This is a genomic window from Luteolibacter sp. (assembly GCF_039920825.1).
Lineage (GTDB): Bacteria > Verrucomicrobiota > Verrucomicrobiia > Verrucomicrobiales > Akkermansiaceae > Luteolibacter.
Map to the genome: position 1 here is coordinate 154,627 of NZ_JBDSCX010000078.1, position 25,091 is coordinate 179,717.

Annotated in this window: 19 protein-coding genes; 8 read left to right on the top strand and 11 right to left on the bottom strand. The window is 57.9% G+C overall.

Annotation, left to right across the window (positions count from 1 at the left end):
• Positions 1-10 precede the first annotated feature (10 nt).
• Positions 11-3,370 carry a DUF4175 family protein gene (locus ABIQ96_RS22765; RefSeq protein WP_348216950.1) on the top strand — a complete coding sequence of 1,120 codons (3,360 nt, stop codon included), beginning with the start codon at positions 11-13 and terminating at the stop codon, positions 3,368-3,370.
• Positions 3,371-3,379: 9 nt separating this feature from the next.
• Complete coding sequence (locus ABIQ96_RS22770; protein ID WP_348216951.1) at positions 3,380-4,441, top strand: prenyltransferase/squalene oxidase repeat-containing protein; 1,062 nt, start codon at positions 3,380-3,382, stop codon at positions 4,439-4,441.
• On the opposite strand, the gene ABIQ96_RS22775 is transcribed toward ABIQ96_RS22770, so the two are convergent.
• The gene (locus ABIQ96_RS22775; RefSeq protein WP_348216952.1) at positions 4,442-4,903 is read right to left on the bottom strand and encodes a hypothetical protein; all 462 of its coding nucleotides are present in this window, start codon (positions 4,901-4,903) and stop codon (positions 4,442-4,444) included.
• A gap of 391 nt (positions 4,904-5,294) precedes the next feature.
• Here ABIQ96_RS22775 and ABIQ96_RS22780 point away from each other — a divergent pair, with 391 nt between their 5' ends.
• From ABIQ96_RS22780 to tsf, 5 genes are all read left to right on the top strand, one after another.
• Complete coding sequence (locus ABIQ96_RS22780; protein ID WP_348216953.1) at positions 5,295-5,687, top strand: SH3 domain-containing protein; 393 nt, start codon at positions 5,295-5,297, stop codon at positions 5,685-5,687.
• Positions 5,688-5,697: 10 nt separating this feature from the next.
• Positions 5,698-7,773, top strand: a complete 2,076-nt coding sequence (locus ABIQ96_RS22785; protein ID WP_348216954.1) for a hypothetical protein — start codon at positions 5,698-5,700, stop codon at positions 7,771-7,773.
• A 51-nt stretch (positions 7,774-7,824) separates the two neighbouring features.
• A complete protein-coding gene (locus ABIQ96_RS22790) occupies positions 7,825-9,891 on the top strand; it encodes a hypothetical protein (RefSeq protein WP_348216955.1) in 2,067 nt (688 codons plus the stop codon).
• A 209-nt stretch (positions 9,892-10,100) separates the two neighbouring features.
• On the top strand, positions 10,101-10,784 hold the full coding sequence (gene rpsB, locus ABIQ96_RS22795; RefSeq protein WP_348216956.1) for a 30S ribosomal protein S2: 684 nt from the start codon (positions 10,101-10,103) through the stop codon (positions 10,782-10,784).
• 76 nt (positions 10,785-10,860) lie between these two features.
• Positions 10,861-11,727: a translation elongation factor Ts gene (gene tsf, locus ABIQ96_RS22800; RefSeq protein WP_348216957.1), complete on the top strand. Its 867-nt coding sequence runs from the start codon at positions 10,861-10,863 to the stop codon at positions 11,725-11,727.
• Between the two features lie 384 nt (positions 11,728-12,111).
• Here tsf and ABIQ96_RS22805 read toward each other — a convergent pair whose 3' ends face one another.
• Positions 12,112-13,413 carry an oligogalacturonate lyase family protein gene (locus ABIQ96_RS22805; RefSeq protein WP_348216958.1) on the bottom strand — a complete coding sequence of 434 codons (1,302 nt, stop codon included), beginning with the start codon at positions 13,411-13,413 and terminating at the stop codon, positions 12,112-12,114.
• 164 nt (positions 13,414-13,577) lie between these two features.
• Here ABIQ96_RS22805 and ABIQ96_RS22810 point away from each other — a divergent pair, with 164 nt between their 5' ends.
• Positions 13,578-14,054, top strand: coding sequence for a hypothetical protein (locus ABIQ96_RS22810; RefSeq protein ID WP_348216959.1), 477 nt, complete (start codon positions 13,578-13,580; stop codon positions 14,052-14,054).
• A gap of 82 nt (positions 14,055-14,136) precedes the next feature.
• Here ABIQ96_RS22810 and ABIQ96_RS22815 read toward each other — a convergent pair whose 3' ends face one another.
• From ABIQ96_RS22815 to ABIQ96_RS22855, 9 genes are all read right to left on the bottom strand, one after another.
• Positions 14,137-16,821 carry a LamG-like jellyroll fold domain-containing protein gene (locus tag ABIQ96_RS22815; protein ID WP_348216960.1) on the bottom strand — a complete coding sequence of 895 codons (2,685 nt, stop codon included), beginning with the start codon at positions 16,819-16,821 and terminating at the stop codon, positions 14,137-14,139.
• Positions 16,822-17,204: 383 nt separating this feature from the next.
• On the bottom strand, positions 17,205-17,600 hold the full coding sequence (locus ABIQ96_RS22820; protein ID WP_348216961.1) for a hypothetical protein: 396 nt from the start codon (positions 17,598-17,600) through the stop codon (positions 17,205-17,207).
• Between the two features lie 23 nt (positions 17,601-17,623).
• Positions 17,624-18,259 (bottom strand): response regulator transcription factor, encoded by a 636-nt coding sequence (locus ABIQ96_RS22825; RefSeq protein WP_348216962.1) that lies wholly within the window; start codon positions 18,257-18,259, stop codon positions 17,624-17,626.
• Positions 18,260-20,848: a histidine kinase gene (locus ABIQ96_RS22830; protein ID WP_348216963.1), complete on the bottom strand. Its 2,589-nt coding sequence runs from the start codon at positions 20,846-20,848 to the stop codon at positions 18,260-18,262. It lies immediately after the preceding gene.
• 521 nt (positions 20,849-21,369) lie between these two features.
• Entirely contained in the window at positions 21,370-21,654 is a 285-nt protein-coding gene (locus tag ABIQ96_RS22835) for a hypothetical protein (protein ID WP_348216964.1), read from the bottom strand.
• A 55-nt stretch (positions 21,655-21,709) separates the two neighbouring features.
• Positions 21,710-22,393 (bottom strand): OmpA family protein, encoded by a 684-nt coding sequence (locus ABIQ96_RS22840; protein WP_348216965.1) that lies wholly within the window; start codon positions 22,391-22,393, stop codon positions 21,710-21,712.
• A gap of 576 nt (positions 22,394-22,969) precedes the next feature.
• A complete protein-coding gene (locus tag ABIQ96_RS22845) occupies positions 22,970-23,380 on the bottom strand; it encodes a VOC family protein (RefSeq protein WP_348216966.1) in 411 nt (136 codons plus the stop codon).
• 137 nt (positions 23,381-23,517) lie between these two features.
• Positions 23,518-23,889 (bottom strand): hypothetical protein, encoded by a 372-nt coding sequence (locus tag ABIQ96_RS22850; RefSeq protein ID WP_348216967.1) that lies wholly within the window; start codon positions 23,887-23,889, stop codon positions 23,518-23,520.
• A gap of 622 nt (positions 23,890-24,511) precedes the next feature.
• The gene (locus ABIQ96_RS22855; RefSeq protein WP_348216968.1) at positions 24,512-24,907 is read right to left on the bottom strand and encodes a hypothetical protein; all 396 of its coding nucleotides are present in this window, start codon (positions 24,905-24,907) and stop codon (positions 24,512-24,514) included.
• Between the last annotated feature and the right edge of the window lie 184 nt (positions 24,908-25,091).

Below are 25,091 nucleotides of genomic sequence, written 5' to 3' on the forward strand. Positions count from 1 at the left end.
AACCAACACGATGAAACCAAATCTACATTCGGAACAAATCGAAGCACATTTGAAAACCGTGCGCGAACGCATCCGGCGGGTGCAGAAAACCCGCGGCACCATGGTGGTCGCCACCGTCGCGCTCGGCGGACTGTTCGTGATGATGGGAGCGGACTTTTTCCTATCACCTCTGCCGATGACCCTGCGCTGGGTGATGTTCGGCGTCTGGCTGCTCGCCGTTCTGGCTGCGGCGAAATTCGGATTCGGTCCGCTGCTCAAACCGATCGGCCTTCTGCAAGTGGCGCGGTGGCTGGAAGGACGGCATCCGGAAATGGAGGAGCGGATCAGCACCGTGCTCGAGCTGGCGGATCAGTCCGGCGGCGTTTCACCGGAACTGTTGGAAACGCTCGGCCGCGCGGCGGAGGCGGATGCGGGAAATGTGAACGCGACCGTCGAAATCCAGACAGCCCGCACGAGCCGTCGCTGGACCCGCCCGGCGATCGCTCTGCTCGGGTTGCTGGCTATGACATTTGCAGTCTGGCCTCACGAAGCGTCACGCCTGTTAGTTCGGGCGATGGCTCCATTTTCCGCTGTTGGAAATGCGGCGGCCGGAAAATTCAAAGTCACGCCGGGAGATCTTGAGGTCTTGTCCGGAGACCCGGTCCGTATCGACGTTTCCTATGACGGCGGAGAGAAGGATCTCGAAATCTGGATGGAGATGGAGAAGGGCAAGAAAATCTCCCAAGCCATGACCATACTGGACGGCGGTTACCGCTACGTGATGAATCCGGCCCGCGCGGGATTCCGCTATCAAGTGCGGGCCGGTCGTGAGGAAAGCGATGGTTATACAGTCACCGTCTGGCCGATGCCGGAATTTCTCGATCCCCGCGCAACGCTGGATTTCCCGAAATACACCGGAGTGCTGCCAAAGGAACTGGCGGCCGCTAACGGAATCGAAGCTGTGGTTGGAACGCAGGTCACGCTTGCCGGACGGACCAACACCGCGATCGAAGCCGCGTGGCTGGAGATTGGCGGAAAGCGGGTGGCTGAAGGGAAAATCGAAAGCTCGGCCAACGGCGGGCGCGCGGATTTCACCTGGACTCTAACTACCGGTGGCGGTGGCGAGGCGGTGATAAAATTCAAACATCGTCTCGGACGCGAGATCGAGGCGCTGAGGTTTCCAGTCGAAGTGCTGGCGGACATGGTTCCGGAAGTGGCCCTGCTCAGCCCGGTCCAGCGGGATTTCAAGGTGCGGGCGGACGAGGTGCTTCCGCTGAAGTATGAAGTCACGGAGGATTTTTCGGTGGCGAAGCTGTCGGTAGAGGTGGACGCGGGCGGAAACGCGAAGACCATGTTAGACGAGCCGTTGCCGCTGCCGGCTCCGCGCGCCAAACCACCCATCTTCCGTGGCGAGGCCGTAGTTTCCATCGGTGGGCTGCGATCGCAATTCCCCGGTTCGAATGAAATCCGGCTGCGCGTGAGAGCAGAGGACGCACGACCGACCGACCTCGGAGGACCCGGCGTCGGCTATTCCGAGTGGGTCACGCTGCACATCGACCAAAACGCGGAATCGCTCGCCAGGCAGGAGCTGCGGCAGGAAGACGAAGGCGCGAGAAAGACCATCGAGGAAGCCATCCGCGCGACCCGCGAGGGCCGTGAGAAAATGGACTGGCACCGCGGCGAAATCCGCAATCCGGAGTTGAACGACAACGCAAAGAAAGATTTCAAGAAATCCGCCGATCAACTCGCCCAGGCCGAAGCGACGCTCAAGGAACTCGCCAAACAAATGAAGGAAGGCGTTCACGCGAAGAAATCCGACGAAGTCGAGAAGGCCGCCGAAACCGTGGCCAAAGCGCGTGAGGAAATGGAAAACTCACTGCTTCAGGACGCCCCCGACCAACGCGAGTCGAAACTCGATCAGGCTCGGAACGACGCGCAGCAAGCCGAGAAACAGTTGGAGGAAATCCGCAACGCGATGGACCGCGATCGCGAGAGAATCGAAGACCTCGCCCGCATCATGGACCTCGCCCAGAAGCAGCAGGAAATCGCCCGTCAGGCGGAGGCGAACGTCGCCAAGCAAGACCCGCCGGAGACGATGCCGGATGATTGGAAAAACCAGCAGCGGCAGGTCGAGGAAGCGATCAAGCAACAACTCCGCGACCGTCCCGAAGGCAGAGCCGAAGCGCTCAAGGCTCAGGCGGACGAAGCGAAAGCACTCGCCGAAGAAGCACGTGAAACCGCGAAAGCGCAGGAGAATCTGGAACAGCAAACCAAGGGAGCCACCGTGGAAGCGCTGGAAAAAGCGCTCGCCGAGGAGCAGGCGGAAATCGCGAAGGAAGCGAACGCCGAACTCGACCACGCCCGCGAGGCGCGGAACGACCTGGCGGACACGCTGCCCGAAGCCACCACTGCGGCGGATGCGGCGAAGGATCAAATCGCAAAAGGCGAAACCCAACCTGCCGCCGACTCCGCGAAAGCCGCGGCGGAGGCGATGAAGGATGCCGCGAAGAAGGCGGGAGAAGCACAGGCGAACAATGAGAAAACCCCTGCCGAAAAACTCGATCAAGCCGGGCAGGCCGAGAAGTTAGATGAACTTGCGGAACGCCAGGAACGAGCCGCCGAAGCCATGAGCGACCTCGCGAAAGGAAACACGGCGGAGGCCATGAAGAAGATGCAGGCGGCACAGGCGGAAACCGCGAACGAGCTCGCCCATCAGATTGAAACCATGCCGCAGCTTGATGCCAACGGCGCCATGCAGGACGCGAAGAACACCGGCAATCAGGGAAGCCAGCAGGCCGAAGATGCCGCGAAGAAAGGTCAGCAGGGACAACTCGCCGAAGCCTCGAAGCAGCACGGCGAGGCTGGTCAGAATTTCGAAAAAACCGCACAGTCGTTAGACCGTGCGTCCGAGGAATTCAACCAAGCCGCCCAACAGGCCGCGGCCCAACCGTCGAATCCGCAGCAGGCAAAGGTTTCCCCGCAAGCGATGGCGGAGGCGCTCCAGCAAGCGTCGCAAGCCGCATCGAACCCGCAGGCGATGGAAGCCGCGGCCCAAGCGGCAGCCGCGGCGAAAGCCCTTGCGCAAGCCGCCGAAGCCGGTCGTCAGAGCATGCAGGGCAAGAGCCCGGGCCAAGGTCCGAATCCCCCACCCGGCGGCCCGCCTGGGAAGATGGCGGGCAACAAGCCGGACGAGGGACCACGCGAGGCGGAAGCCGATCCGGGAGTTCCACCGGAACTCGCCAAGCTCGGAATCAGCTCGGACGACTGGGCTAAAATCCAGGCCTCGCTGAAGTCCGACGTCGGTGCCGGTGAAAGCGGCGCGGTGCCGGAGGAATATCGCGGGTTGGTCAAAGGCTACTTCGAGAGCATGTCGAACAAGCCTAACAAATAATCACCTTCCATGAATTTCACCCTGAAACATCTGGTACTTTGTTTCGCCCTGACGGGTGCGGCGCTTTCGCAGGAAATCACCGATCCGGTTTTCAAAGAGTGGCGCGACAAGGTGGATCCCGCGGTGGAAAACGCCCTGCAATATCTTGCCCGTGTGCAGAAACCCGACGGCTCGTTTCCCGAAGGTTACGGCGACTCGACCGGCATCCCCGCCTTGGCAGGCATGGCATTTCTATCCAAAGGCCACCTGCCGACGGAGGGGCCATATGCAGAGGCGTTGAACCGCTGCATCGACTTCGTGCTGGCGAGCCAGAAGGACGATGGATTGTTTGAAAAAGGCAACGCCGGAACCGGCCCGATGTATGCGCACAACATTTCAACGCTTTTTCTATCTGAAGTCAGCGGCATGGTCGATCCCGGCAGACAGGAGAAAATCGAACGGGCGCTGCCGAAAGCGTTGTCACTGATCCTGCGCGCACAGGCCGTCCCAAAGGACGAGCGCAACCGCGGCGGCTGGCGATATCACTCTGGTTCCAAGGACAGCGACACGTCGTGCAGCGGATGGGCGCTGATGGCGTTGCGGTCGTCCAAACTCAACGGTGCCGCGGTGCCGGACGGAGCGATCAACGACGCCGTCGATTACCTGAAGCGCCACCAGGACGTGGACAAAGGTTGTTTCGGCTACTCGAACAAGGACGATCACAACCGGTCGCTAACAGGCATGGGTCTGCTGTGTCTTGAACTCTGCGGGAAACACGGCACGCCGGAAACGATCAAGGCCGCCGACTACGTGATGCAGAGTTTCCGAGAACTGCCCGGCGATCAGTTCGAGTTTTACGGAAATTACTACAACGCGCAGGGAGCGTTCCAGATCGGCGGCCGGTATTGGACGGAATACGCGCCCTGGATGTATGCCACCTATCTGCAAAAGCAGGACTCCGACGGCTCCTGGCCGAGCCGCGAGGCCGGACGCATCTACGGCACCGCGATGATGGTGCTCGCCTTCACCGTGCCCTACCGCCAGCTCCCGATCTATCAGCGTGACGAAACGGTGGACGAAGAGGAGCGCTGATCACTGCGGCCGATAGACCGTCACGCTGCCGGAGACGAGTTTCGTCAGATCCATTTCGCGGATGCGGACGTTTTTCTTCCCCCAGTTCTGCTCGGCGATGGAAAATTTCTCGCGACTCCCGCCCGTCACGACGACGGCGGTATGAGCGGAACCGGTGATGGTTCCGTCCGAGAACCATGCGTTGCGGAACTCGATGACATCGCCCGGCTTGAGCGCTTCCTTGGCGGGATTCACCTCTCGCCCCCAGACGCGCATGTCGCTGCCGGGACGCGTGGCACCGGCGGACTTGAAAGCCTCGTCGGCCAGCGTCCAGCAGTCGCCATTGCCGACTTTTTTGCCGGATTGTTTTTGGCAATATGCCGCGACTCGGGGAGCAGGATTGCCGGATCTCGGAGCCGTCACGGTCGTGGGTGTCGAGACTGGTTTCGAGGCAAAGGAAACCGCGAGTAGTGTGATCGCCACGCAAAATGCTCTCACGAGCGCGACCATTGCCGGATTTCTCCCCTGCGGCAAGCCTCCAGGGAGCGTACCAAAAGCGATAGGGAAGATTTCAGCCGCAAAAAGGCGCAAGAAAACGCAAAAATGACATGGCACCGGCTTCGTTCCCGGGTTGCTGACACGCTGTCTGACAAATCGGCAAAGGAAGCGCGTGCATTCTGAACGCTGCTGGTGGCGGAAATCTGGTCCGCTGTTTCAATTCCGCCCGACAGAATGTCGGGCCCAAGCAGTCGGCAGGATGCCGACGCTCCTTATTTTTCAGAAGCCCTCTGAATCCGTCATCTCCATTTTTGCGTTTTCTTGCTCCTCTGTGCGGCAGCGAATCCCTCGATTCATTGGATGCTTCAGCCCCGCCGTGAAATCGATCTTCGCATTTCCTCCGGCATCTGGTTTTCTAGCCGCCATCATGGCCAGTTTCACCGCAAATGCAGATTACGAGGACAAGGACAGCACTCCCATCCACCTGACCGCCGGCGACGAAGTCACCGTCGGCGTCGCCGACCGCGCGTGGCCCGGCTGGGTCTGGGCCGAGGACAATAACGGCAACGACGGCTACGTCCCCGAAGACATCCTCGAACCGCTCGGCGAAGGCCGTTACGCCGCGATGGAGGACTACGACCCCACCGTTCTAACGATCAAGCGTGGTGACAGGATCGAGTCGCTCAAACAGAACCACGGCTGGCACTGGTGCCGGAACGAGCGCGGCGAAGAAGGCTGGGTCGGCGGGTATTTGTTGAAGCCGGTTTGAGCGCCAGCCTATGAATGATCCGAAAGCAGATTTCATCAAAGAGGCCACGCGTGGTCTGCCGGAGAATGCGGAGCTGATCGCTGCGGCCAATGGCCTGTTGGAAAGTGTCGTCACCGGAAGCGAAAAGGAACTCACGAATGCAGTCACCCGATGGCAGGCGATGGACCGGGGCTGGTTAGCGAAACTCTGGAGATGGATTCTTTACGGATTACTTTTAATTGTTTCAGGAATCATCGTCGGGGATGCGGTGAGGATGCTATGGGATTATGACGAAGCGATTTCAGCCATGGACGGATCGACCTTCGTGGATGTTTTCCACAGTGCCCCCAAGGTTACCGAAGAGCAGGTTGCAGCCATCCTGACAGACGCTCAGAAGCTGCTGGTTTTCGGAGATCGATCCAAGAGTTCTCCTGCCGAGCAAATGAAGGCGCTATGGGACAGCGATCCTGAAAATCCCTCCTATTTCGCCGAATACTCGGCGGTCTATCTCGATAAGTATCACAAGCTGCCGGAAGGCTTCCTCGAAACGGCAAGGCGCATCGATCCGGACAACGCGTGGTTCACGCATGTGGCAGCAGGCGTCCGCGCGTTGAACGCGGTGAAGTCGCGGGAACAATCCAAAGCTGCCAGAGTGGCCAACGCCCCTTTGGAATGGGACGTGATCGATGGGGTCGCGCTTGATGAATCGCTGGCCATCCTGAGGCAGGCCAGCAGCCAAGGACATTGTAAAAACCCACGCACGGCGCTTCACCGCGAGCAAATGAAACTCATTCCGATGGAAACACCACCGGAAGTCCTTTTCGCCATTGGCTACAGCTACAAAATTGATTCAACCGACTACAGCCTGCGCGTTCTGGGAAACGCTCTCGCCGCGAAGGCCTGGCTAACAGGCGAAACCGGAGACGTGGCGGGGTTTCACGAAATCCTGGAAGACATCGACGTGTTTCTCCGCAAATGCACCTCCACTCCCCCTGATAGCATGACGGGAGAACTGGTCAACCGGGGCAATGCCTTTGGGTTGACCATCAGCCGTGCGGCAGCCGCAGACAAGCTGGGCCTCATGGAGGAATCGAAACGGTTGGCTGGTCCCTTGCTTGAAGTAAGAAGGCTCAAAGCCCGCGTCTATGGACCCAAGCCGCCTAACCCCAATGCGGATCTGGCCGTCGATCACGGAGGTCGAATCTCCGCGTTCCTCAATTTTGGGAGCCTAACCCGACAAATCGAGGAGCCGCCGATGCTCTCAGCCGCTGATATGGAGCCTGGCAGATTGATGGACCATGAGACGCTTTCGTGGACCGGCTCCATTGTCGCATGGGCGATCCTTGTCTGCGGCATGGGATGCTGCGCGCTCTTCCGTTTTGCCGGACGGGACCTGACAAAACGGCTCGCCCGGCGTCTGGAACTTCTGATCAGGCCTGGCGACTGGCTTGCCGTTTGTGGTCTTGGAGTGCTTCTGCCTGCGGGATGGTTTGTGGCGATCAACCGATTCACCCCGCTGGGAGGCAGGGATCTGAGCATGGGGCGAAATGAAATGGTCATTCCCTATTTCGAAGAAAGCATCCTTCTGGGACTGGCCCAATTCATCACGCTGGCGCTATTGATCCTTTTTGCTTCGGGATTGACCGCCCGTTGGCGGGCCGGGAGAAGGCTGCGGATGCTCGGGGCGGAAACCCGCGCTCCCTGGCCGATGGCAGTGGCGGTGATTTGCGCCGCTGCAATCCTACCCGCTAGCGGATGGGCGGTGACCCATCCATCCCCTTTTGCGTCCATCATTGCATTCGCCACGTTGGGAACCTCGCTGCTGGGTTTGCTTATGGCCGGACTCCGTTGCTTTTCCGGGCAGGCGGCGGACGTCATCCGCAATCAGGTGGCCATACGGATGATGGTGCCCGCCTGTGCCGCTGGGGCTCTTTTCGTGATCTCACTCGCGCCATTCTTCAAGGCCGAGGCCTACCGCTGGTCCGCCAAGGATGAACTGATCAAACCCAACTGCGAGCACATGGCGTCGTCCGATTTTGATTACCAAATGGCCCTTCAAATGAGGAAGAAACTCCGCAAGGTGCTGGGATACGACGTCGGCCCCTGAATGTCCTAAATCGCTCTTCCCGGCCACCGGGTAAACCGATAGATCCTGAGCGTGTCCGATTTGAAAACACGCCTCATCGAAACCGCCGTCCGCCCGTTTCACGACAACGCGGAGATGGAAATGGCGGCGAAAAATCTGCTAGGAGACCTGGCGTCGCCTGACGGTGAAGGCGCGGAGGAAGCCATCGCCCGCTGGGAGGCGGTGGATGGAAGAAAGCGGCGGGCGGTATGGCGGTGGGTGCTTTTTTCTGTGTTGGTGATCGTCTCCGCAGTGATCTGGATGGATGGGGTGAAAGCCGTGATGAACAGCCAAAAGTTTTTTGGATCTCCTGTTATTGACATTTTTTACGGCGATCTGGGAGCTTCATCCGGGAGGATCCCCCGCAATCTCACGGACGGGCAGCGGCTGCTGCTTTATGTGGATTCAACGGAGGGTTCGAAATCAGAAAAGACGAAAGCTTTGTGGGATAGCGATCCCACGAATCCCGCCTATTTCGCGGAATATGCTGCATGCTATTTACTAGAACACGGCGAAACTCTTCCGCCGGATTTTCTCGAAACCGCCCGTCGGATTGATCCGCAGAACGCGTGGTTCACTTATCTCGCCGCCGGGGTGAAAGCGAAGGATGCCGTCAAAATGCGGAAGCAGACCGCGGCTGAGAAGGCTGCGAACAAAACTCCGGAATGGGATGTTCTGGATGAACCGAAATTCGCGGACGCGTTGGCGATTCTTCGCCAAGCCCGCGATCAGCCGAAGTGTGGGAGCTACGAGATGGAATTACTGCGCCAACAGCTCCAACTGCTGCCGGGACGCACCCCTCCGGAATTGATGCGTCAGATCATTTATATTTTTGATAGAAGCAATAGCTTGGAAATCAGCATACTGGCACTGGCTGAGGTGATTGCCGCTCAAGCGCGGTTGAATGAGGAAACCAACGATCTTCCCGGACTCCGCGAGCTGCTGGTGGACGCGGACGGTTTTCTTCAAAAGCGCACAAGCTCTGAAGTCGGTTCATTGCTCAGAGAGTTTATGAATCAGGGCTCAACCAGCAGGATTGTTTCCAATCTCAGCCCGGCGGCTGAGAAGCTGGGATTCACGGAGGAATCCGCGCGATTGAGGGAAATTTTCGGTAGGGTTCTGGAATTGAAGGCGCGGAAGGCATCGAAGAAGAGATCTCCGAGCAGGGACCTGCTCTATGAGAAGGGCAGCGAACTTGCAGGGTGGTTTGGCACAAGCGCATCACCCTCTCTGAAAAACCCTCCGGTTTTGACCGATGATGAATTGAGACCCGGACGCTTGGTCGATCATGAGGTTCTGTCGCGGTTCTGCTGCTACATTTCTTGGTCTGTCCTGATGGTGGCGATGGGGCTGGTGGCGGCGTTTCGATACCGCATTCCGGTTTTAATCCGACGGCTCGCGGGGCGCATGGAATCGCTGATGCGTCCATCCGATTGGGCATGGATTCTGGCGGGTGGAGTTTTGCTGCCGTTTTTCTACGTAATGGCAGTCATTCGACTCACACCTTGGGGAGGCCGGGAACTGAGTTTGGGATATAGCATCCCGTCGTTTTACTCTTACAGTGAGCAATTGGAGTTCAGCCAATTTGCGGGACTCGCCGCTCTGATAATCCTGTTGTCGGTGAGCATTACCCGCTGGCGGCTGGCGAAGCGGGCGGCGGTGTTCGGATTCCGACAGAAGCGGGAATGGCTCGGCTGGACGATGATCGTCTGCGCTTTGGCATTTGTTCCAATTCTAGGTTGGGCAGTCACACGGCCTTCGGAACCCGGAGTTTATGTGGCCTTTTTTGTGGCTGCCGTTCCCATTTTCTGGCTACTCGCGACGAGTGTTAGGAGTCTATACTCGAAACCGGAGGATTTGCTGCACTATTGCTTGATCGCCCGAACGCTCGTGCCGACTTACGCGGTGGCGGCGATTTTGATGATGGCAACGGTTCCCTATTTCAAAGCCGCCGCTTATCATTGGTTCGAGCAGGATCAGTTAATGAAACCCGATCTGGCCCATTCAAGTTTGACGAAATTCGAATACCAAGTGGCCCTGCAAATGCGGAAGGAACTCCGGGAAATCCTCGGCTACGAAACCAGCCCTCACGAAAAGTAGTTCAGGACTTCAGTCCGCTCTTCGAAGCCGCAGACCGGACTGAAGTCCTCCGCTACTTTGATTTCCCTTGCCAACCCCGCCCCGATTTCCCAGTTTCCCCGCCCCTCTTCAAGCCGCCTTATTCACCAACGAAGATCCGGAGGGGTTCCATGCGGCAAATCTTCATCAATCGCCCGTCCTGATTCAAGGCGGGAAAACAGAACTCACTAATGATCAACGAACTCATCAACGAAATGGTGGACGCCGGCGTCCACTACGGCCACCAAACCAAAAAATGGAATCCGCGTATGAAGCCCTTCCTCATGAAGGACAAAGGCGGAATCTACATCATCGACCTGGAAAAAACCGTCCAGCAGCTCGATAAAGCCTCCGATTTCCTCGCCGACCTCGTCGGAAAGGGCAAAAAAGTCCTCTTCGTCGGCTGCAAGCGCCAGGCGCAGGACGCCATCCGCGAAGCTGCGGAAGCGACCGGCCAACACTACGTCAACCACCGCTGGTTGGGTGGCATGCTCACCAACAGCCTCACCGTCCGCAAGTCGGTCGAGCGCCTCAAGTATCTCGAAAACATCGAGAAGCAGCCTGAATTCAAGGCCATGTCCAAGAAGGAACTCGCCGCCCTCGGCCGCGAGCGCGAAAAGCTCCTCCGCAACCTCCGCGGTGTGCGCGACATGGACAAGAAGCCTGACGCCGTCGTCATCGTGGACTCCGCCCGCGAAACAATCGCCGTCGCCGAAGCCCGCCGCTTGAACATCCCGATCATCGCGATCGTCGATACCAACGCCGACCCGGCGCTCGTCCAATTCCCGATCCCGGGCAACGACGACGCCATCCGCTCGATCCGCATCATCCTCCAGAATCTGGTGGACGCGATGGTCGCCGCCCGCAAAAACTGATTTTTGAAATCACCGGGCGGTCTGTCATCCGACGGGCCGCCCTTTTTCTCTCTCTAAATCCAACCTCTTTTAAAAAATGATCACCGCATCAATCGTCAAAGAACTCCGCGACAAGACCAGCGCCCCCATGATGGACTGTAAGAAAGTCCTCACCGAAACCAACGGCGACCTCGAAGCCTCCATCAAGCTCCTCCGCGAGCGGGGCATCATGAAGTCCGCGAAAATGGTTGATCGTGCCGCCAACGAAGGCGTCATCACCGCCCGCATCAATGCCGGCGCTACCTCCGGCCTCCTGCTCGAACTGAACTGCGAGACCGACTTCGTTTCGAAAAACGAAAGCTTCCAAGCCTTCGTCGGTGACATCGCCGACGCGCTCGCCGCTTCCGAAGCCGCCGATCACGCCGCCGCCCTCGCCCATCAACACGGCGAGCAAACCGTCGAAGACACGATCAAAGCGAAGGTCGGCGAAGTGGGAGAAAACCTGCAGTTCCGCAAGTATGTCCGCTACGACGCGGCTTCCGGTGGTGTCGTCGCTTCCTACATCCACCTCGGTGGCAAGGTCGGCGTGCTCATCGAAGTCGGCACCACCAAGGCGGAAACCGCCGGCACGGACAGCTTCAAGGCACTCATCAAGGATCTCACCCTCCACATCGCCGCCTGCGCGCCGAAAGGTCTTTCCCGCGAGGACATCCCGCAATCCGTCGTGGACAACGAGCTCGACATCTTCCGCACCCGCCTCGAAGCCGAAGGCAAGCCGGCGAACATCATCGAAAACATCCTTAAGGGACAAATCGGCAAGTTCTTTGCTGAAAGCTGCTTCCTTGAGCAAGGTTTCGTGAAGGACCCGGACATCAAGATCTCCGCGCTTCTCGAAGCCAAGGGCAAGGAACTCGGCGACACCCTCACGGTGACCCGCTTCGTCCGCTTCGGCCTCGGCGAATAAGCGAACGACGTTTCCATTTCAAAGCGCCCGGTTCCGCAAGGAGCCGGGCGTTCTTGTTGGGAGGCGACTGATAGACTCCCGTAGGCCGTGGTTTTAACCTAAAAAAGAAAATCAAACCACAGATAACTCAGATTATCACAGATGATGAATGAGTTATGATGTTTGAGTTATTCACCCCCAAGGTGAGGGCCGCGTCTTTCGGAACCCGATTCTTATCTGTGTCCTCTGTGCAATCCGTGGTTCCCATCTTCCTTTGTAGGTTTAACAGGAGGAAACGGAGAATTCACAGGAAGCCTGTCCGGAGTTCACGTCTTCAGCGTGCTCTTCATGAAGACAAGCTGAAGCTTGAACTCCGGACAGTTAATAGAATGGCGCTTCGCCAAATCATTTCGCATCCCCTTTTTCCAACTCCACGGCGTAGGCCTGGGTCGCGCCGCTCATGTTGCTGCGGAAGATCAGCCATTTCATGTCGGGCGAGAACATCGCGTTCGGTTCCAGCGCGTAGTTGTGTTTGCCCATGTTGACCAGTTTCTCCGCATGGAAAACACCGGTCCGGATCAGACCTTTCGTGTCCAGGTTCCCGTCGGATCTATCGGCTAACAATTCCGGCCGGAACAGATAGAGCCATTTTCCGTTTTCCGCGCGGGCGACCATTTTCGCATCGCCGCCATCACCGGAGAAAAACGTCAAACCCGGCGAGACGTTGAAATGCACCGACCATTCATCGCGCTGCAAATGATACTGCGTCCGCACGCCGCTGGAGACCTCGTAGCCGGCGACCCAAAAATCCTCACCACGCGGTGTCTGGAGATCATACCAGATGCTCTTGCCATCGGCGCTCCAGAATTCGTGACCGGCGATTTCCATGATCATCGTGCGCTTGTGGATCAGTTTCAAATCCGAGCCGTCGCTACGGATCGTCCAGATGCGGTCCACCTTGTGCCACGGTCCTTCATGACAAAACATTAGCAGGTCCGGGTCGGTGGGAGAAAATTGCAAATGTCCCAGCCAGTCGGTACCTCGGTTGACCGATTTCGTCTCACCGGTGGCGATGTTGTGGAAGAAGAGTCCCATCGGATAGTGCTTGTCCAGCCGCTCGACCATGAGCTGGCCTTTACTGTCGCGCTGCTGGTCCGCGGTCCGGGCTTCCGTCCGTCGGTTAGGGCCGCCTTCGAAATACGAATTCGTATCCCAGTCGGTGCGTTCGGTGAACGTTCCGCCGAGCAGGGTTTCGTCCGCGTTCACCGTAGAGACGCTCTGGCCGCGCTCCAGCTTGAGGATTTCACGGACCGCCTTGGTGGCGGGATCGATCGAGCAAACCAAACGACTTGTCGCACCGTTTTCCGTTTTACTATCGACGTAGTAGATTTGTCCGGTCTTGCGGCCGACCATGATGATGTGCGGGCGGCCGCTAACGATTTTCTCCACGGAGCGCGTCGCGAGATCCACGAGCGAGATTCCGTCAGGCGATGTGATCACCATTTTCCGGCCGTCGGGCGTGAAGGGATTCAGGTTGAAATAAAGGCTCTCGCTGCCGGGTTCGGTAGAAAGCTGGACGACGCGGTGGCCGGTGTCGGGATCGACCCATTCCGTGGGCGGAGAGGATTGGGCGTGGAGTTGCGGCAGGATTCCGCAAACAGCCAGGCCGATCAGCACGCTGGAGCTTCTGAGAAAACGGGTGGTCATAGGATGTCCGGTTTGCGCCGGGATCCGGCGTTTTCCTTTTGTCGCAGATTCGTGCCGCTTTGAAAATCCTCACAATCGGGGGATACACCGGGTGAAATACGCGCGATCCAATGTCCGTCGAATCGTGGATTGATTTACATTCCGCCGCCAACCGTCGTCTTCCCATGAACCGACGCAAAATCATCCTGTCTCTCGCGCTGGCCGCATTGGGTGCAAGTGCCTGCTTTTCCGGAACCACCCGTGCCATCGCCGAAAGCGCGCCGGTGGCCATTCGAGTCCTTGACCCGCTTCATGTCAGCGCGACCCTGACCTACGACTCCCAACTCAAGGTCACCTTTATTTCCGTCATCGACGACAGCCGCTGCCCGATCAACGCCAAAACCAAGTGCACCAGTCCCGGCGATGCCGAAGTCGTGCTGCGGATCAAGGTCGGCACCAAGAAGGCCAAGACCTACTACCTTCATACCAAGACCTTTCCCAAGCAGCTGGAAATTCCCGCCGACCCCACCAAGACCGGCACCACCGGGATTCCGAAATCCTACGTGATCGACATCGCCACGCTGAACCCGCAGCCCTATGCGGGGAAAACGACCAAACAGTCCGACTATCAGCTGCGTCTGCACCTTGCCGAGGTGCTTTGAGCGGACGGTCCCGGAAATTTCCGACATGAAAAAGCCGGTGACCTCGCGGCCACCGGCTTTGCCATGACTACCCATAAAAAACTCAGGGACGGAGCGCGACCCGATAGAACGCATTCCCCGCCGGCGGTGCCGGATCGGTGAAGCTGGAGTTGCCAGCCGCTCCGTCGATTCCCGCCACCGGACTGATGATGGTCCAGCTGCCAGCCGCCAGCGAAGTGCTGCGCAGGACATCGAATTTCACGCCCGTCACGCTCGGCCAAGTGAGAAGGCCGTTCGCACCGCGGGTGATTTTGAAAAGCGAGCTGCCGCTGTTAGCTGTCAGACCGAGGCGATACTCGGTGAGGTTGCTGGTGCCGTCGCCGTCGAAGTCGCCAGTGTCGGTTTGGCCAAGCCCACCGAATGCGGTGGTTTCCCAAGTGTCGTCCATCCCGTCGTTATCCGTGTCGTTGGTGGTGACAGGAATGAGGAACTCGGCAGGCGCGAGCACCTTCGGACTGATCCGTATTTCGTCAATGTATCCACCGAACGGATCGGCATCCGCACCGTTCCATTTGCCAAGGCCGACGACCCATGGAGCGTTGACGCCGGCGTAGGTGTAGAATGCTCCACTGATGGTCGTGGTAGCTTCCAGGATGTAGTTCGTATCCGTGGCGCCCTTGATCCAGAGTTTCATCTCGGTGGCGCTCGCGGTCACCACGGCGGAAAACCAGGTCCCGGTGGTGATGGCACGCGTGCTAACAGCCTCCTTCGCGGTGCCCGCTCCATCGACAATGCCGGCGATCAGCTTGTTATCGGTGGCGCGGATTTTCAGCGAGAACGGCGCTTGCCCGCCAATCGGATTTCCCGTTTTTCCGACCACGACCTGCCAGACATTGGTGGCGTTGGTATTGAAGCTGGCCTCGATGGTGAAGGCGCTGAAGACATGGCTGTTCAACTCGACTCCGGTGGTGGTGTAAACGTTATCCGTGACGAAAAGATTCGCTCCATCCCTCACGAAATTCAGCGACGCGGTGTTCGCCGCCGCGGTGAGCGGGACCGTGGCGAACGGGACTACCGTGGAGTAAAGCGGCGAGGTGTAGCTCCGCCATGTCATCATGTGGTTGCCGAGACCGGAGGAGTCCAGCACGGTGTTCGTCTGGTTGCCGCCGGTGTCGTTGCCGACGGGAACCACGCCGGTCGTCCTTTCCTCGAAACGCCAGTAGGCGAGCGACGATGGCGCGGAACTTGCCAGCGTGGGATTGGTGTTGGCCTTGAATTCCGCCAGGTTGTTATAGAGATCGCCATCCGGGTCGCCCGTGCCATCTTGAAGAGCGATGGTGCTATCGAGATCACCCGCACCGACGCGGAAATATTTCACTTCCCATCCGTCCGGCAGGCCGTCGCCGTCATTGTCGGGCGATGAGATCTGCACGGTCGGATCGGTTTTCGCGAGAAACTCCTGATAGTTGGTGAATAGGTCTCCGTCCGGGTCAGCATCGGGAAGGGTCGCGATGCTGCCGAAGAAATGAATTTCCCAACCATCGTTCATGCCGTCACCGGAGCCGAAATCTTCGGTATCGGGATAGCTGTCGGCGGAACTGGGACTCGTTCCCGCGGCGAATTCGACCGCATTGCTGTTATAGTCGCCGTCGGGATCTCCCGCAGCGGTCTCGGCCAGGCTGCCATTGAAGAAGAACATTTCCCAGCCGTCGTTGAGACCGTCGGTATCGGTGTCTGGATACGATGCCGCGTTGGTGGGATCGGTGCCGCGTTGGTATTCCAGCAGGTTGGAGCAAAAATCGTTGTCGTAGTCGCCACCGGGTTCCTCAAACAAGTTTCCAACGCCGAAATACTGTTCTTCCCAAGCGTCTGGCAGTCCGTCGCCATCGGTATCGGCGGTGATGCGGGACAATACACCGGTAGTCTCGCTGAACTGGTATTTGCCCGAGGTCGAGGTCCAGACGTTGTTGTTCTCGGTGAAGCCGGGGATATTGAAAGTCGCGCCAAAGGTTTCGACAAGGGTGGAGACATTCACCAGATTCCAACTGTTGCCAACGGTGTTGCCGGCGGTGGAGAGGTCAATGTCGAACGTGCCGTCGAAGGTGATATTGCCCGCGCCGGTGATGGTGTTGTTGACTCCGCTGGCACCGATCAGGAATTTCCAATGGCTGGTGCCCGAGAGAATGGTCCTGGCTGCCGCCTGGGTCGTGGAGGCGGTCAGGTTACCGGTGTAGGTGCTGGCTCCGTTGAAGGTGATGTTGAAGCCGCCGCCCGCCGATTGGGTGGCAAGGGCCCCGGTGCCGGTCAGCACGGAATCGAAAACGAAGGCACTCTGGTCGGCGAGAATGGAGGAACCGGTGCCGTTGACCGTCAGTCCGCCGGCGATGTGCATCACGTCCGCGAAGCTGCTGCCGCTGCGGATAAAGCCGCCGTTGAGAATGAAATTATTGATCGTCAGGATGGCGGCCGTGCCGGTGCCCTTGTAGATCATTCCTCCACCGGCGTTGAGACTCAGCGAGTCTCCGACGAAGGTGTAGCTCACCGCGTCCGGAGGAGTCCGGAGGAACTGGACCGCCACCGTGTAATCGCTGCCGACCGTCGGAGCGGCACCGGAGGACCAGCCCGTCGGGCCGTTGAAACCGCTGGTGCCGACCCCATTGCCGGTGGTCAGAGTCACCTGCGCGGAGTGGCCGGTGGCCGCCAGCGCGAGCGTGAGGAGCGCCGCGACGGCCCCCGGAACGGCGGCGGTTCGCCGACCTTTAAAAGTAAGTATATTGATCGATTTCATGAATGATGATGTTTTGTAGTTATGGCTCATATAACATATGGGCTTTCTGCTAGATGACACCCATGAGCAAGAGCAGTATTGCGGCCAAGACGGCACATGGAAACACGACTCCCCCGAAATGGGGAGAGTCCGACCATCGCCACAAAAGCCCGCAGATACGGCATTCAAGACCCATCGAAGACAAAACCGTCAGACCCGCGACATATAACAACACCACCCAAATTCGCCTTGCTATATATACTCGATTATATATCCATAAAAATACAACAATCCACCATCCGGACAATTATACATATATCAAAGCAATCGCTGGACAATATGACAAAAAAAGACCGGAGCCCTTCCGGGCCCAGGTCCGAACATCCAGTCCGCGCGTGCGGACCTCAGGGTCTGAGCAGCACCTTGTAGAACGCCTTGCCGGCCGGAGCGGCGGAATCGGTGAAGCCGGTGCTCACCGCCGCGCCGTCGATGCCACCTGCCGGGCTGATCGTGGTCCACGATCCGGCGAACAGCGAAGTACCGCGCTGGACGTCGAACTTCAGCCCCACCGCACTCGGCCAGCGGATCAAGCCGTTGGCGGCGCGGGTCGCAAGGAAGAGCGAGCTGCCGCCGTTCGGAACGAGGCCCAGACGATACTCGGTGAGGTTGCTGGTGCCGTCCTTGTCGAAGTCATCGGTGGCGCTTTGTCCGAAACCGTCACGGAGATCACGGACAATCGACCCATCAAATGCATTGAATAAGGATGCACCAAACCCGGCGGCGGATGCCCCGGAAATCACGAAATCCCATAAAGTGGGACGACCTATTGCGGGCCGAGAAATTTCACCACCGCCTCGGTCCGGGTGCGGACGTGGAGTTTGTTGTAAATATTATCAATGTGAGACCGCACCGTTTCAAAGCCGATCCCGAGATCCCAGGCGATTTCCTTGTAGAGGCTGCCCTTGGCGAGCAGTTCGAGGATCTGGGTTTCGCGCGGTGTTAGATTTAGGTCCTTGTTCCGGCTGACCGGCTCGCGGTGGAAATGCTGGACGACCTTGCGGGCGATCGCACTGGACATGGGAGAGCCGCCGGCGAGGAGATCCTGCAGCGCTTCGAGCAACTTGTCCGGAGCATCGCGCTTGAGCAGATAGCCGGAAGCACCGGCGGCGAGGGCGTCGAAAATGCGCTCGCTGTTGTCATAAACGGTGACCATCAGCACGAGCACGGAGGGATGGAGTTCCTTGAGTTTCGCGACGCACTGGATTCCCGACATGCCGGGAAGCTGGATGTCCATGAGCACGACTTCCGGGCAGCTTTTGGCAAACCCTTCCAAGGCGGATTCCGCGTTGGAATAAACGGTGACCAGCTTCCATGACGAGCCGTTTACGATTTCCGTGAGAATATCACGGAGCGAGGCATCGTCCTCAACGATCGCTAGGGTGTGAGGTTTCTTGGGCATCTATGATTTGGAGCCCCGGGCATCGATGACCCGGCAACGAAGGACTATGCAAGTACCGCAGCCCGGTGACGAGTCAATCTTGCAGGTTCCGCCGATTTCCTTGAAACGACTGGTTAAATTGTCAAGTCCGTGGCCGCGGGCACTCGTCTCGGAATCGAAACCCACTCCGGTATCGCGGATGGTGAGACGGATTTCCTGACCATCGTAAGCCAATGAAAAGAACACCTCACAAGGGCCGGCATGGCAGAGGACGTTGTGAAACGCCTCCTTCACCGCGAGGGCGATGTGGTGGCGGACTTCGGATCCCAGCGGCAGAGCGGGCAGCAACGAAGGAATGTCGAGTCGGCAACGCACAGGTGAGTCGCGAAACATTTCCCCAGCCATCGCGGCCAGGTGCGAGGCGAGGTGATCGAGCGTGTCGTGAGCGGGATCGACCGCCCAAACGAGATCATCCATGGCGAGAATGAGATCGCGGGTGGACTCGTTCATTTTCGTCAGGTGCCGTTTTGCGTTTTCAGGGGCCTTCTCGATGTCGCGCTGGGCGAGAGCGGCGCTCATGTTGATGAACGTGACGCGGGTTCCGAGGTCGTCGTGCATGTCGCGGGCGATGCGCGTCCGGTCCTTTTCGAGAGCGTTTTGAAATTTCAAGCGTTCCAGCGACCGCTTGGCGCGCTGGCGGTGCCTCATGAAAAAGGCCGCGGCTAACAGACCAACACTGCCCGCCGCCACGACCGGCCAGAACCAGAACTGTTGCCAGAACGGCGGGTGAACCATGATCGCGAGGGAAACCTCGTCGCCAACCTCCTCGCTCTCTCCCGCCAGACCGATGGCGCGGAACGTATAGTTTCCCGGTGGAACGTTCACATAGGTGGCGCGATGCGTGCTGCCACCGATGACGTTGTAGGCCTCATACCACGAAAGCGAGCAGGTGTTGGATCGCCGGGCGACAGAGCCGATTTCCTGAACCGACGACCACTCGCCGTGTTTCGTCTGGTCTCCATCGACCAAGCCGACACCCGGTCGTGGCGAACGCATGATCATCCGCGCGATGGCGGGATCCCCACCATCCCGCCGCCAGCCTTCCGGAGAACCGGCGGGAGAAGTGGTCTTCGCATCGTAGGTGAAGGCACCGTTCACCCACAGCGAGGGACTGGCCTCGCCCAGCGCGTGCAGGCCGAAATAGTCGATCACCAAAAATCCGGTGGTATCGGGCGATCCCGAGGTAAGGATGAGTTTGAGCTTCTTCGCGTTGTTAGGAATATAGACCGGCTCGACGCGGCGGCTCATGACCGAGTCCTCCGGCGAGGTTTCCCAACCGGCGCTACGGCCGATGCACAGGAAGCGGGATTGCGAGAGGATCCGGTCGTCCCGGTCCAGCGCCTGGCAGACGAGACTCATGCCAAGGTCGGTTTCCTGCCAGCGCTCGTCGATGCCTTCCAACTGACAGCGCAGTTTCACCCTGCCGGAAGCCGGGTCCGCCTTCGCGAGCGATAGTTGCGACGGATCGCCTAACAATTCCGGATTGAATCCGAAATCGAAATCCAGCCGGTGAAGACCTGATCCCAGTTGGAGTTCACCATCACGGGCCTTGGGAATTTCAACCGGCTTGGAATCGACGAACACGTTGTTGAGGCCGAGCTTGAACAACGCCGGACGATCGGCCTTTTCCTTCGCCTCGCGAACTTGCTCGGGCGAGGTCCGCTGGTCCGGCGGAACGAAGAAGAAGTCATTCGTGTTCCGCGCAACCCCACTGATGCGGACCTCGTCGATGCATCCCGGAAACGGCTCGGCCTCGGCGTTGTGATAGAAACTGCGCGCCTCGTTGCCGATCGCGAAGTCACCGGTCTTTCCATTGAAATCGGCCGAGAGCGTTCCATTGCCGATCCTATTGGCCGAGACGACACCCGGGCGGAGCCGGGTCCAGTAGAGTCTGACATTGTTGGCGACACCGCCGTTTCCATCGTAGGTGACGGCGACGTGAAACCAGCTTGTGGTATCGGGAGCATCGGGACCGCTGGTCGGAATGGTGCCGATGGCGCCCCCGCTGGCACCGCCATGAGGAAGCGGGATGAACGCGAGATAGCCTTCTTTTTCAATGCGCAGGTTGAAGATCCGGTCGTCGCCATCGCCTTCCATCGAGACGAGTTCGAGCGCGATGCCCGGAGCGTCCGCGGGAAGGACGTTCAGCTTGACGATCATTTCATAGGTGAACGCGCCGTCCGGGCCGAAGTAGCGGAATCCGGGGGCGACGTTGTCCGCAGCACCGTTTGCAAGAGTCGGACCTGCAATTAGAATGGCACCCTTGAAATCCGAAGCGCCCGGAGTTCCTCCCGCATTGCCATCGAAGGAAACGGAATTTCCAAGCCCCGGCAACGAGGGTTGCCCGGCGCGGGCCCCGTTGAGAAGTCCCTGGAGCGGCGTGCCGTTTTCAACACCGTCAGAAAACGGCGGCGTCCCTTCATCGAAATGCCAAAGGTGGAGCGTATGCGCGTCCGGATCATTCGGATGGTAGTCCCCCGGCTTGGCGGACACCACTCCGATTCCTGATAGAATCAGGAGCGGAGCCAACATCATCAGGCGGCGGGGCATGGTGGAAATCACGGTAGCGGAAACGGCGGCAGCGCAAAGCTACAAACCCAGCCAACCGGCGGCAATCCCCTTTCCTCTCAATACCCGGGTACGGTGCCTGTAGAGGGAGATGGAAATGATTGCCCATCACCCACGCATGCACCTGCCAGCCAAATCTCATGCCGCACCTCTCCATCAAATTTATCCAACCGTGGCCATCCTTGTCGTCATCAACCACTGCCTTGCCCCCCGTAGCCACCGGCCGTCACATGGGAAACCGCGCCAACAGCCCCGTATCGCAAAGGTCTTGCCATAAGACGATAGGATTCGGTTCTGGTTAGGCCGCCAATGCTTGTTAGTCGGCAATCCCCCTTTTGATGGTTAAATCGATTCCAATGAGGTCAAAATAGACCCAGAACCTTGAGGATGACCACGACAATGACGACGGCGCCGACGAGATAGACGATGGAGTTCATAATGTTTTATTGTTGAATGTGTGATGTATCCACGGCTTTCAAGCATGGAGATAAATCTTTGCTAGTTTAGTATTCGGTAGTGGTGGTCTTCCGTTGGGTGGTGCTTGTTCCCGTATAGGGATCAGTTACCGAGGTGGTGGTTTTCCGCTGGGTCACTCCGGATCCGGTATAAGGATCATTTGTCGTCGTCGTTTTACGAGTGGTGCTGGTAGTGGCGTACGGATCCACCGCCGAAGTCGTGGTTGTTGACTGCTCTGCAGTAGTAGGAGTTGGGTCGGCGACGGTCACGCAACTTGGGAGAAATGCGGAGACCGAAAGGGCGAGTCCGACGGATAGGGTGGTCGTTTTCATTGTTGTTGGTGGTTGGGGTTGGCGAGATTGGATTTTGAAGAGCGATTTGCGAAAATCAGTTCACCCGGACCACGAGCACGCGGCGGTCGAGCGTCATCTGCTCCTCGGTGCCATTGGGATAGGTGGGATAGCTTTCGCCATAGCCGTGCGCGCTGAGGATTGCGGCGGGTATCTGATAATGTCCGGTCAGTTCGGCAAATACCCGGCGTGCACGCTCAGCGGAAAGGTTGAGATTCATCTCATCCGCGCCATCGGTGCTGGTATGGCCTTCGATGTCGAATTTAGCGGTGGGATTACTTTTCGAAATTTCCAGGATTGCCGCTGCTGTTTGGTCCAATGCCGACCGGGATTCTGAATCGAGAAGGTCTGCGGTTTCTTTCACAAACAAGACAGGAACGGTCACGTAGGGAAGTTCGCGACCCTCAACCACTACAACACTTCTCTCCGTATTATACGTCCGTCCTGCCACGTGGGTGGTGGTGGTCTCTGTTGTTTCGGTGGTTTTACCGGCAGCGGCTTCCGGCACCGGGATGAGATGGGGAGCAATTTCCAAACGGCCACGCGGATCAAACGCAACCGGCGGGGCGATGCGGTGCTCAACAACGGTTTCCTCGACCACTTTTTTTCCCGGAGTGAGGGTTTCAGTGACGGTAGTTTCAGTTACGACCGGCGGCGGTGCAGGTTGCGCGGAAAGGGGCATCACAAGGACGGCAATCAAAAGCGTATGTTTTGGAATCATGATGCCCAGCGATTCGCAGAAGTCGTGCCGCCGTTGTGATTCTATGGAATTGGACCTCCTTCACATGGCTGCACTTCATAGGTAGAGATGCTTTAACTCCGGGAAATCAATCGTGTTGAGACGCGAACAACCCCGCCAAAGAATTTTCAAGTTGGAAGGTAACGGGCCGTAATCCGTGAACGGGCATGATGCACTTTAGGTTGCTTTGTAATGATCGATCAGGATATTTGCACGATCCGCGTTGAGAATTATTCGTTTCGCCAGCCAACCGTTAATCCGGGTAATTTCCCCGCTGGAAACCGGCTCGTTAGCCAAAAGAAAAAGCCCCGCAAAATCCTCTGGGCGAGAATTTTGCAGAGGCTCCAATAGGGTCAGTTACGAGTCTCTACTAACAAGCATTCCTTCCAGTTTTGACAATTCCCTTTGCTGGTCCTGGCTCTCATTCACCCGGCGAATGGCTTTTGTCACGTTGCCATCGTGACCCATCCCGAGTCGCCCGGCTACCCACCGGTTTCCCACCCCCGTCCGCTGCCGGATCTATGTCGCTACCAGCTTCGAAAGGGTCCGGATCGGGACTTAATCACCGGACGGCATCGCGCTCAGGTCCATCCACATTGCCTCCCAAACGTGACCATCTGGATCGGCCAAATTGCGATTATACATGAATCCGAGGTCTTGTGCGGGATTGATGTCGGCGGTTCCTCCGGTTTCGGCGGCGGATTGGTTCATCGCATCCACTTCCTCACGATTTGCGCATGAAATGGCGAGCATGACTTCGCTGGAAGAGGTCGGAGGAATCGGCCGCGCGGTGAAGGTGCGCCACTTGGCGTGTGTCAATAACATGACGTTGATCGATTCGCTCCAGACCATGCACGCCGCCGTGTCATCGGTCCATTGCGGATTATTGGTAAAGCCGAGAGCGGTGTAGAAGTCCATCGACGCTTTCAGGTCGGCGACGGGGAGATTGACAAAGATCATTCTTGACATGGATGGTTTCTTTCTGGATTTAAGTTAGGGTTAAATTGCGTTGGGATTGGAGCGGTGGATTGGGGTCGTAGAGATTCGAATGCTTTGGATTTTTCTTCGGCTAACGACCCAAGCCCAGCCACTGATGCGGTGCCCGGTTAGGCGCTTTGGCGGTCTTCATAGTCTTTGATTCGGGCGAGAACCAACTCGCGTATCTCTGCCGGAAGCAAGCCGCTCCGCGCGATAAACTCGCGCCTGACTTGCCCGGCGGGGAAGGTTCCATCTGCAACCACGATTGGTGTGCGATTCGCCGTTGGTTTGGACTCACCTGAATCCACCGCCGTGTGAAGGAATCCTCGCTCGCGGGTCCATGTCAGCGCGCGTTCGCGACCAGGCTTGTCGTAGCAAAGCTGAAACCCGTGAATCTGAACTTCGGTCTCATACCACACGATCAAGTCAAAATAGTCGTCAGAAATCCAACGACGATCCAGATCGTTCGCAACGTTCCTAATGGCTTGGTTCGTCAGCATCTGCGTTGTCTGCGCCTAACGTTTTAGAGCACCTAACCGGCGAAGTGAGAAGCCCGAACTCGAACAAGGACGTTGTCGCCAGTTAGATATCTCCACTTGTTTTGCCATCTTCATCTTAGGAGTGTCTCGTCGTAATGGAATGGGCAATAGGCTGAACCAACCATCGCGTGCTCGCTGCAATCCGCTCGCATGCACCGGCTGGAAGAATCAATAGGTGCCGCAGGTCGCGCAATATCCCCTCTGATCCGCCTCCCTACAAGCCACGCACGGAGATGGTCGAGAATCTCGAACTGCTCGGAACGTGGAACTACCATCCCAGAAGTCCATTGATTGAGGTTCATTGGCGCGAGGAGAATATCCGCATCCGAAGTCCCGGACATCTCCCAACAAATCTCCAATTCATTGTCGTCCTTCGAGCATACTATCGTTCCGCTCCGTCCACTTGGTCGGAGTTCAAAGCGATAGGGACTCGGCATCGTGGTCTTCATCCAATTATTGCAGAACGTAAGAGTGATGGCAACCCCGCTAGCGAGAGCCAGCGTTGATCGCGAGGTTAGGATTAAAATTACGTGGGATCATTGTAAACAGGAGGGCTAGTGGGGGTTGCCATCCACGCATCTTGTTAGCCTCTTGATTTTGTTGCGAGGTAGTCTGGGTTGGCGACTCTCTCGACGTAAGCAGAGATCGCCTGATCTTCCGAGTCAAATTCGGTGACAACTGGCGCATATCGATAAAGTCCTATCTCTTCTTCCGAACTCATAAGGTAGCCGCTCGCCACCTTCCTGATAAAGGTGCGATGCTCCGAATCCTCAGCATCAATCCGCTCCGGAAAATGGCCAGACACTCCAAGCTGTTGCCGGATGTGGGCCTTAACTTGGGGAAGGAAGTCTGGATGCTCGGCACGAAATCGCACCGCCCCCTCGGTAGTAAATCCAAATCCGAGTATATCCAGTGGATGCTCGCTCGTCGGACGAACCCCAAGCAGTTCCTCGATTTCGTTGGCTGTGAGCGTCTTCAAAATTTTTGGCTAACGTTTGATGTGCGCCCACCGGCGCGATTGAAAGGAAAATGAGAAGAAATTGAAAAGCTTATGGCCGGTTGGTGCGTCACGACTTCCATGAGAAGGCAGTCAAACAGAAATTGAAGTTTACTTCAACACGAGTTTCTTGGGACGTTGGAGTTCATTGGGTTGGAGATACAGG

What these genes read in the sequence shown, in the direction of transcription:
- ABIQ96_RS22765 (WP_348216950.1), top strand. Translation starts at nt 11, where the DNA reads ATGAAACCAAATCTACATTCGGAACAAATCGAAGCACATTTGAAAACC.
- ABIQ96_RS22770 (WP_348216951.1), top strand. Translation starts at nt 3,380, where the DNA reads ATGAATTTCACCCTGAAACATCTGGTACTTTGTTTCGCCCTGACGGGT.
- ABIQ96_RS22785 (WP_348216954.1), top strand. Translation starts at nt 5,698, where the DNA reads ATGAATGATCCGAAAGCAGATTTCATCAAAGAGGCCACGCGTGGTCTG.
- rpsB (WP_348216956.1), top strand. Translation starts at nt 10,101, where the DNA reads ATGATCAACGAACTCATCAACGAAATGGTGGACGCCGGCGTCCACTAC.
- tsf (WP_348216957.1), top strand. Translation starts at nt 10,861, where the DNA reads ATGATCACCGCATCAATCGTCAAAGAACTCCGCGACAAGACCAGCGCC.
- ABIQ96_RS22805 (WP_348216958.1), bottom strand. Translation starts at nt 13,413, where the DNA reads ATGACCACCCGTTTTCTCAGAAGCTCCAGCGTGCTGATCGGCCTGGCT.
- ABIQ96_RS22810 (WP_348216959.1), top strand. Translation starts at nt 13,578, where the DNA reads ATGAACCGACGCAAAATCATCCTGTCTCTCGCGCTGGCCGCATTGGGT.
- ABIQ96_RS22815 (WP_348216960.1), bottom strand. Translation starts at nt 16,821, where the DNA reads ATGAAATCGATCAATATACTTACTTTTAAAGGTCGGCGAACCGCCGCC.
- ABIQ96_RS22825 (WP_348216962.1), bottom strand. Translation starts at nt 18,259, where the DNA reads ATGCCCAAGAAACCTCACACCCTAGCGATCGTTGAGGACGATGCCTCG.
- ABIQ96_RS22830 (WP_348216963.1), bottom strand. Translation starts at nt 20,848, where the DNA reads ATGCCCCGCCGCCTGATGATGTTGGCTCCGCTCCTGATTCTATCAGGA.
- ABIQ96_RS22835 (WP_348216964.1), bottom strand. Translation starts at nt 21,654, where the DNA reads ATGAAAACGACCACCCTATCCGTCGGACTCGCCCTTTCGGTCTCCGCA.
- ABIQ96_RS22840 (WP_348216965.1), bottom strand. Translation starts at nt 22,393, where the DNA reads ATGATTCCAAAACATACGCTTTTGATTGCCGTCCTTGTGATGCCCCTT.
- ABIQ96_RS22845 (WP_348216966.1), bottom strand. Translation starts at nt 23,380, where the DNA reads ATGTCAAGAATGATCTTTGTCAATCTCCCCGTCGCCGACCTGAAAGCG.
- ABIQ96_RS22850 (WP_348216967.1), bottom strand. Translation starts at nt 23,889, where the DNA reads ATGCTGACGAACCAAGCCATTAGGAACGTTGCGAACGATCTGGATCGT.